The organism is Rhodoplanes roseus, from assembly GCF_003258865.1.
Classification (GTDB): Bacteria; Pseudomonadota; Alphaproteobacteria; order Rhizobiales; family Xanthobacteraceae; genus Rhodoplanes; species Rhodoplanes roseus.
This window is the reverse complement of record NZ_NPEX01000348.1, coordinates 1-5,226: the sequence shown is the minus strand read 5'-3', so window position 1 is coordinate 5,226 and position 5,226 is coordinate 1. Positions and strand designations below refer to the sequence as shown.

Below are 5,226 nucleotides of genomic sequence, written 5' to 3'. Positions count from 1 at the left end.
CGGCCGCGTCCGGGACCGCGCCCGCGGCGGTGACGCAGCGAACGCCCGCGCCCAGGCGTCGCTTTCCGCCTCGCCTCGCGCGTCGTAGACTTCCCCTCCGGCGGACGAGTCCGTCGACCGGGGGCGGGACCAGACAGGACCGGCCAGAAGGGATCAGTCATGCGTCGGAGTGTTCAGGGTCGGAGCGTGGTGGGCGGCGCGGCGGTCGCCATCCTGCTGCTGATCGGCGCGGCCGGACCGGCCGCCGCCCAGCAGGGCTGCTGCGTCGGCGGTCCAGTGGTGGTCTACGGCGCCTCGCCGGTGCCGCCGGCGGTGCCGCCGACCGGCTATCTGCTCGATCCGTCGGATGCGCGTCCGCCGATCTATGTGGTCAACCAGGGCCCGCTCTACCGCGGCGCCGGCATCTATGCGGTGCCGACCTTCTCGGAGGGTGGCTACGCCTATTCGATCCGCTATCCCTACACGTATGGGCCGGCTTACGGCCGGTCGCACTACGTGCCCTACAAGCGCCCCCATGCGTATCCGCCGCGCCGCTACGGCTATATCGGGCCGACCGAGCGGGTCGCCGGGGCGCCGCCCTACGGCGCCTACGAGGTGCGTCCGGCTCCGGGCGCGAAGATCGTCCATGTCCAGCAGGTCGCCCGGACCGAAGCTCCCGCCGCGGCGGACGTGACCGGCTCGGTGCCGGCGAAGCCCGCGGCTCCGCGCTGAGGCGGACCGCCGCACAAGTCCGGACGGGACTGCTGGGGTGGCTCGGATCCGTGATCGCCCCACCTGACGGGGCATGTGGCGCCATGGTATCGGGCGGCGTTTCAGACCGCCGTCCCGACAGCCCAGCGCCCGCGACCGTCCATGGGTTACTATTCCCGGCAAGCCAGGATCATCGCGCATTACGTCGCCTACGATCGTGCTCGTGACGGCATCGAGCGATGGCCGACCGGGCAGAGCCGCACGGTCGCGGCGGCCGACGTGGTCGGTCCGCCGGGGCGGCTCCAGGACCGGCGCTACGAGGCGTTTCCGCGCCTGCCGTTGCTCTGGGCCCTGCAGGCCCTGGACATCGCGCCCGCCCGCTGCACCTTCGTCGACTACGGCGCGGGACGCGGCCGGGCGCTGCTGACGGCGGCGCGGCTGCCGTTCCGGCGCTGCATCGGTGTCGAGTTCTCCGACAGTCTGCACGCCGAAGCCTGCGAGAACATCGCCCTCTACCCGAAGGAGCTGCTGGCCTGCCGCGACCTCGAGGTTCGTCACCTGAACGCGGCGCATTTCGTGCTGCCGCCCGGCGACCTCGTCCTGTTCTTCTACAATCCGTTCACGGCGGAGGTTCTGGACGAGGTCGCCGACCAGATCGAAGCCGCAGCGCGGACCGACCGGCGGGCGATCCGCATCGTCTACGTCAATCCGCGCAAGACCGCGCTGTTCTTCGGGCGGCCGGTGTTCCGTCGACTGCCTGTGCCCTTGTCGGCCCGGGCGAAGCTCGCGCTGCTCGGCGCCGGTCCGGTGGAGTTCTTCGCGGTCGGTGCCGCGTAGGCGGAGCGGCCGCCGAGGCGCGTCAGTGATCGACCTTGATGTTCGCCTTTCTGGCGACCGCGGCCCACTTGTCGTTCTCGACCTTCAAGAACTTGGTGAACTCGGCGGGCGTGTCGGTCATCACGGTGGCGCCGAAGGTCGCGAGCTGATCGACCACGGACTTCTGCGACAGTGCCTTGCGGACGGTCGCGTTGAGCGTGTCGACGACGTCGGCCGGCGTGCCCTTGGGGGCGAGCAGGCCGATGAAGATGATGCCCTCGACGCCCGGATAGCCGGCCTCCGCCATGGTCGGGACGTCGGGAATCGCCGGCGAGCGCTCCGGCATCATCACGGCGAGCGCCTTCAGCTTGCCGGCCTTGATGTGCTCGACCGACTCGGTGAGCTGGGCGAAGCCGACATCCACATGGCCGGCGATCAGGTCGGTGAGGGCGGGCGCGTTGCCGCGATAGCGCACCGGTGTCCAGTCGAGGCCGGCCTCGAGCTTCAGCATCTCGGACAGGAAGTTGTTGATGCTCGCGCCGGTGTCGACGGCGACCTGGAACTTGCTCGGGTTCGCCTTGCCGTAGGCGATCAGCTCCTTCACGGACGTCACCGGCAGGTCACGGCGGGTCAGCAGCACGTTGGTGCCGGTGGTGAGCAGCGTGATGGGGGCGAAGTCGTCCAGCGAATAGGGCGCCTTCATGACCAGCGGGCCGAGCAGCAGCGGACCGTTGGAGGCGACGAACAGGGTGGTGCCGTCGGGCTCCGCCCGCGCCACGTAGCCGCCGGCGATGAAGCCCGCGGCACCGGGCCGGTTCTCCACCACGATCGGCTGGCCGAGCGAGTTGCCGATCGCGGCCTGCAGGATGCGGGCCGTGGTGTCGACATTGCCGCCGGCCGCATAGGGCACCACAAGGGTGATCGGCTTGGACGGGAACTTCTGGGCCGGGGCCGGACCCGTCGCGAGCGCGACGAGAAGGGCGGCGAGCAGCAGACGCAGCGTCGTCATCGTGTCTCCTCCTGTTCCTGCCGATTGGTCTCGGCTTTGGATCGTTGGTCGGACGCGGGGCCTCGTCCTCAGATCAGGCCCGGATAGGATCCTCCGTCGAGCTGCAGGTTCTGGCCCGAGATGAAGCCGGCCTGCGCGCTGCACAGGAACGCGCAGGCGTCGGCGAACTCCTCGGGGCGCCCGAAGCGCTTGGCCGCCACCGTTGCGGCGATCTTTTCGCGCGCAGCGTCCACCGTGATGCCGTCCGCCTTCGCTGTGCGCTCCGCCATGAAGACCTGGCGGCCGGTGTCGATGCGCTCCGGCAGCATGTTGTTGATGGTGACGTTGTCGGCCGCGGCCTCGAACGAGATCGCCTTGGCGAGCGCCGTCAGTCCGGTCCGGGCGGCCGTCGACAGGCCCATGTGAGCGCGCGGCGCCTTCACCATCGCCGACGTGATGTTGACGATGCGGCCGAACTTCCGCGCCCGCATGCCGGGCAGCACGGCCCGGATCAGCAGGATCGGGGCCAGCATGTTGGACTCGATCGCCGCCAGCCAGTCGTCGCGACCCAGATCCGTGAAGCGGCCGGGCGAGGGGCCGGCATTGTTGTTGATCAGGATGTCCGGCTCCGGACACGCCGCGACCAGCGCCTGCCGGCCGTCCTCCGTATCGATGTCGGCCCGCACGGCGGTGACCCGGGCGCCGGTGGCGGCCGCGATCTCGGCGGCGGTCGTGGCGACCGCCTCGCTACGGCCGTTGACGACGACCTCGCAGCCCTCGCGGGCGAGCGCCATGGCGCAGGCCTTTCCGAGCCCCTTCGAGGACGCGCAGACGATGGCGCGACGGCCGGTCAGTCCCAGATCCATGGCGTCGTCCTGTTCCGTGTCCCGATCGCCGCTCAGCGCGACAGGACGGCGAGGACGTGCTTGACGGCGCCGGACCGCGTCCCGATCCAGATGTCGTCGGCGGCCTTCGCGATCTCCATGATCTTGTTGAACGCGGCCATGCCGAGCGGCCGGCCGAACACGTGCGAGTGGATGGTGGGATCGAGGCGTGCCGGGCCGGTCTCGTAGCTGCGCACCCAGTCGAGCCACTCGTTGAAGATGTCGACCATCAGGCTCGGCGGATTGCCGTAGCGCATGTAGAGCGGCATGTCGTTGCACTCCATGTTGCTGGAGAACGACACCAGCGTGCCGGCCGGGAAGCGCACGCCGTAGGGCAGGTCGTCGTTGAGCGAGTCGCCGTGCCACTCGAAGCCTTCCTCGGCGAGCAGGCGGCCGGTGTTGGGGCTCGGCGTACCGCGCGGGCTGATCCAGCCGGTCGGCCGGACCCCGCAGGCCGCGACGATCAGGTCGACGGTGCGGCGTATGTTGGCGCGCTCGGCCGCCTCGTCGAGATAGATCGGGATCACGTCCATGGCGTAGGAGTGCGCGACGATGTCGTGTCCGGCCTGCGCGATCTGCTTGACGATCTCCGGATGCCGCTCGGCCATCACGCCCGACACCATCACGGTCGCTTTGACGTCGTTGCGCGCCAGCGTCTCGAGCGCGCGGAAAATGCCGCGGCGGTGGCCGTATTCGGCGAAACCCATGGCATTGAGGTCGGGGAAGCCGGCCTTCAGCGGATTGCCCATGGGGCCGACGCCGGGCCAGTGGCCGTCCGACCAGCCCTCGAAGGCGACGCGGAAGAACACTGCGAGCCGCTTGCCGCCCGGCCAACGGAAGTTGTCGGGAAGCGGAATCTCGGTGCCGCCGGCATGGACGCTGAGCTGATCCATTCAGTCCTCCCGGGGCGCGGCCGCTGATTTGCCGGCCCGTCTTCGTTCTTGTTGATCCGCGGCGTCCGCCGATCCTCGATCGGGTGCCGCACTCTGCCCGGACAGCGATAGCCCGGGCCCGGGGTGGCGTCAACGGATGATCGATCATATTTGCGCACAGGCCAGAATGATCGATTATACTGTCGCGGCTTACAGCGAGAGTACTCGCCGGTCAGACTGCGGCGGTCGAACGGAGCGCAGGATCGATGGTGAAGACGGGCGGGATCGGCGACGGGCCGGACGGCGGGACCGCCGGCGGTGACCCGACGCTGGCGACACGGATCGTCGCGACGCTGCGCCAGCGCATCATCTCCGGCGAGATCGCGCCGCTGTTGCGGCTGCGGGTCCGCCAGCTCGCTCAAGAGTTCGGCACCGGCCTCAGCCCGGTGCGCGAGGCGCTCAACCGGCTGACGCGGGACGACCTCGTCGCCCACAGCGACCAGCGCGGCTTCGTCGTCTCGGCGATCGGCGAGCAGGACCTCGAGGAGATGATCAAGGCGCGCTGTTGGCTCAACGAGCGGGCGCTGCGCGAATCGATCGCCCAGGGCGGCCCGGACTGGGAGGAGCGGCTGATCGTCGCCTATCACCGGCTGTCGCGGCTGCCCCGCTGGGCCGACGAGGCGGAAGGGATCGCCAATCCGGAGTGGGAGGTGGCGCATCGCGTCTTCCACCGCGTCCTCATCGACGCCTGCGGGTCGCGCTGGCTGGTCGGCTATTGCGAGCAGCTTTTCGACGTCGCCGACCGCTATCGCCACATGGCCCGCAAGGCGGCGCTGGCGCGGGTGCGCGACGAGCACCGGCAGATCATGGAGGCGGCCGTGGCCCGCGACGCCGAGCGCGCCGTCGAGCTCCTGAACGGGCACTTCCGGCGCACCGCCGAGCTGTGCAAGGCCGAGCTGCAGCGACGGGCCGCGGC

At 70.1% G+C, this 5,226-nt stretch carries 6 protein-coding genes; 3 read left to right on the top strand and 3 right to left on the bottom strand.

Going from position 1 to position 5,226, the window contains the following annotated elements; genetic code table 11:
• Positions 1 to 159: 159 nt before the first annotated feature.
• Both CH341_RS27735 and CH341_RS27730 read left to right on the top strand, forming a co-directional pair.
• On the top strand, positions 160 to 711 hold the full coding sequence (locus CH341_RS27735) for a hypothetical protein (RefSeq protein WP_146604650.1): 552 nt from the start codon (positions 160 to 162) through the stop codon (positions 709 to 711).
• 141 nt (positions 712 to 852) lie between these two features.
• Positions 853 to 1,527 (top strand): hypothetical protein, encoded by a 675-nt coding sequence (locus CH341_RS27730; RefSeq protein ID WP_111422207.1) that lies wholly within the window; start codon positions 853 to 855, stop codon positions 1,525 to 1,527.
• Between the two features lie 22 nt (positions 1,528 to 1,549).
• Here CH341_RS27730 and CH341_RS27725 read toward each other — a convergent pair whose 3' ends face one another.
• The 3 genes from CH341_RS27725 to CH341_RS27715 form a co-directional block, all read right to left on the bottom strand.
• On the bottom strand, positions 1,550 to 2,515 hold the full coding sequence (locus tag CH341_RS27725; RefSeq protein WP_111422205.1) for a Bug family tripartite tricarboxylate transporter substrate binding protein: 966 nt from the start codon (positions 2,513 to 2,515) through the stop codon (positions 1,550 to 1,552).
• 68 nt (positions 2,516 to 2,583) lie between these two features.
• Positions 2,584 to 3,360 carry an SDR family oxidoreductase gene (locus CH341_RS27720; protein ID WP_111422202.1) on the bottom strand — a complete coding sequence of 259 codons (777 nt, stop codon included), beginning with the start codon at positions 3,358 to 3,360 and terminating at the stop codon, positions 2,584 to 2,586.
• Between the two features lie 32 nt (positions 3,361 to 3,392).
• Positions 3,393 to 4,271 carry a polysaccharide deacetylase family protein gene (locus CH341_RS27715; protein ID WP_111422199.1) on the bottom strand — a complete coding sequence of 293 codons (879 nt, stop codon included), beginning with the start codon at positions 4,269 to 4,271 and terminating at the stop codon, positions 3,393 to 3,395.
• A 245-nt stretch (positions 4,272 to 4,516) separates the two neighbouring features.
• On the opposite strand from CH341_RS27715, the gene CH341_RS27710 reads away from it, so the two are divergent.
• A partial coding sequence (locus CH341_RS27710; protein ID WP_111422197.1) for a GntR family transcriptional regulator occupies positions 4,517 to 5,226 on the top strand: 710 nt, incomplete at its 3' end.

Excerpts from the sequence above, each read along its gene's own strand:
- CH341_RS27735 (WP_146604650.1), top strand. The coding sequence starts at position 160 with ATGCGTCGGAGTGTTCAGGGTCGGAGCGTGGTGGGCGGCGCGGCGGTC.
- CH341_RS27730 (WP_111422207.1), top strand. The coding sequence starts at position 853 with ATGGGTTACTATTCCCGGCAAGCCAGGATCATCGCGCATTACGTCGCC.
- CH341_RS27725 (WP_111422205.1), bottom strand. The coding sequence starts at position 2,515 with ATGACGACGCTGCGTCTGCTGCTCGCCGCCCTTCTCGTCGCGCTCGCG.
- CH341_RS27720 (WP_111422202.1), bottom strand. The coding sequence starts at position 3,360 with ATGGATCTGGGACTGACCGGCCGTCGCGCCATCGTCTGCGCGTCCTCG.
- CH341_RS27715 (WP_111422199.1), bottom strand. The coding sequence starts at position 4,271 with ATGGATCAGCTCAGCGTCCATGCCGGCGGCACCGAGATTCCGCTTCCC.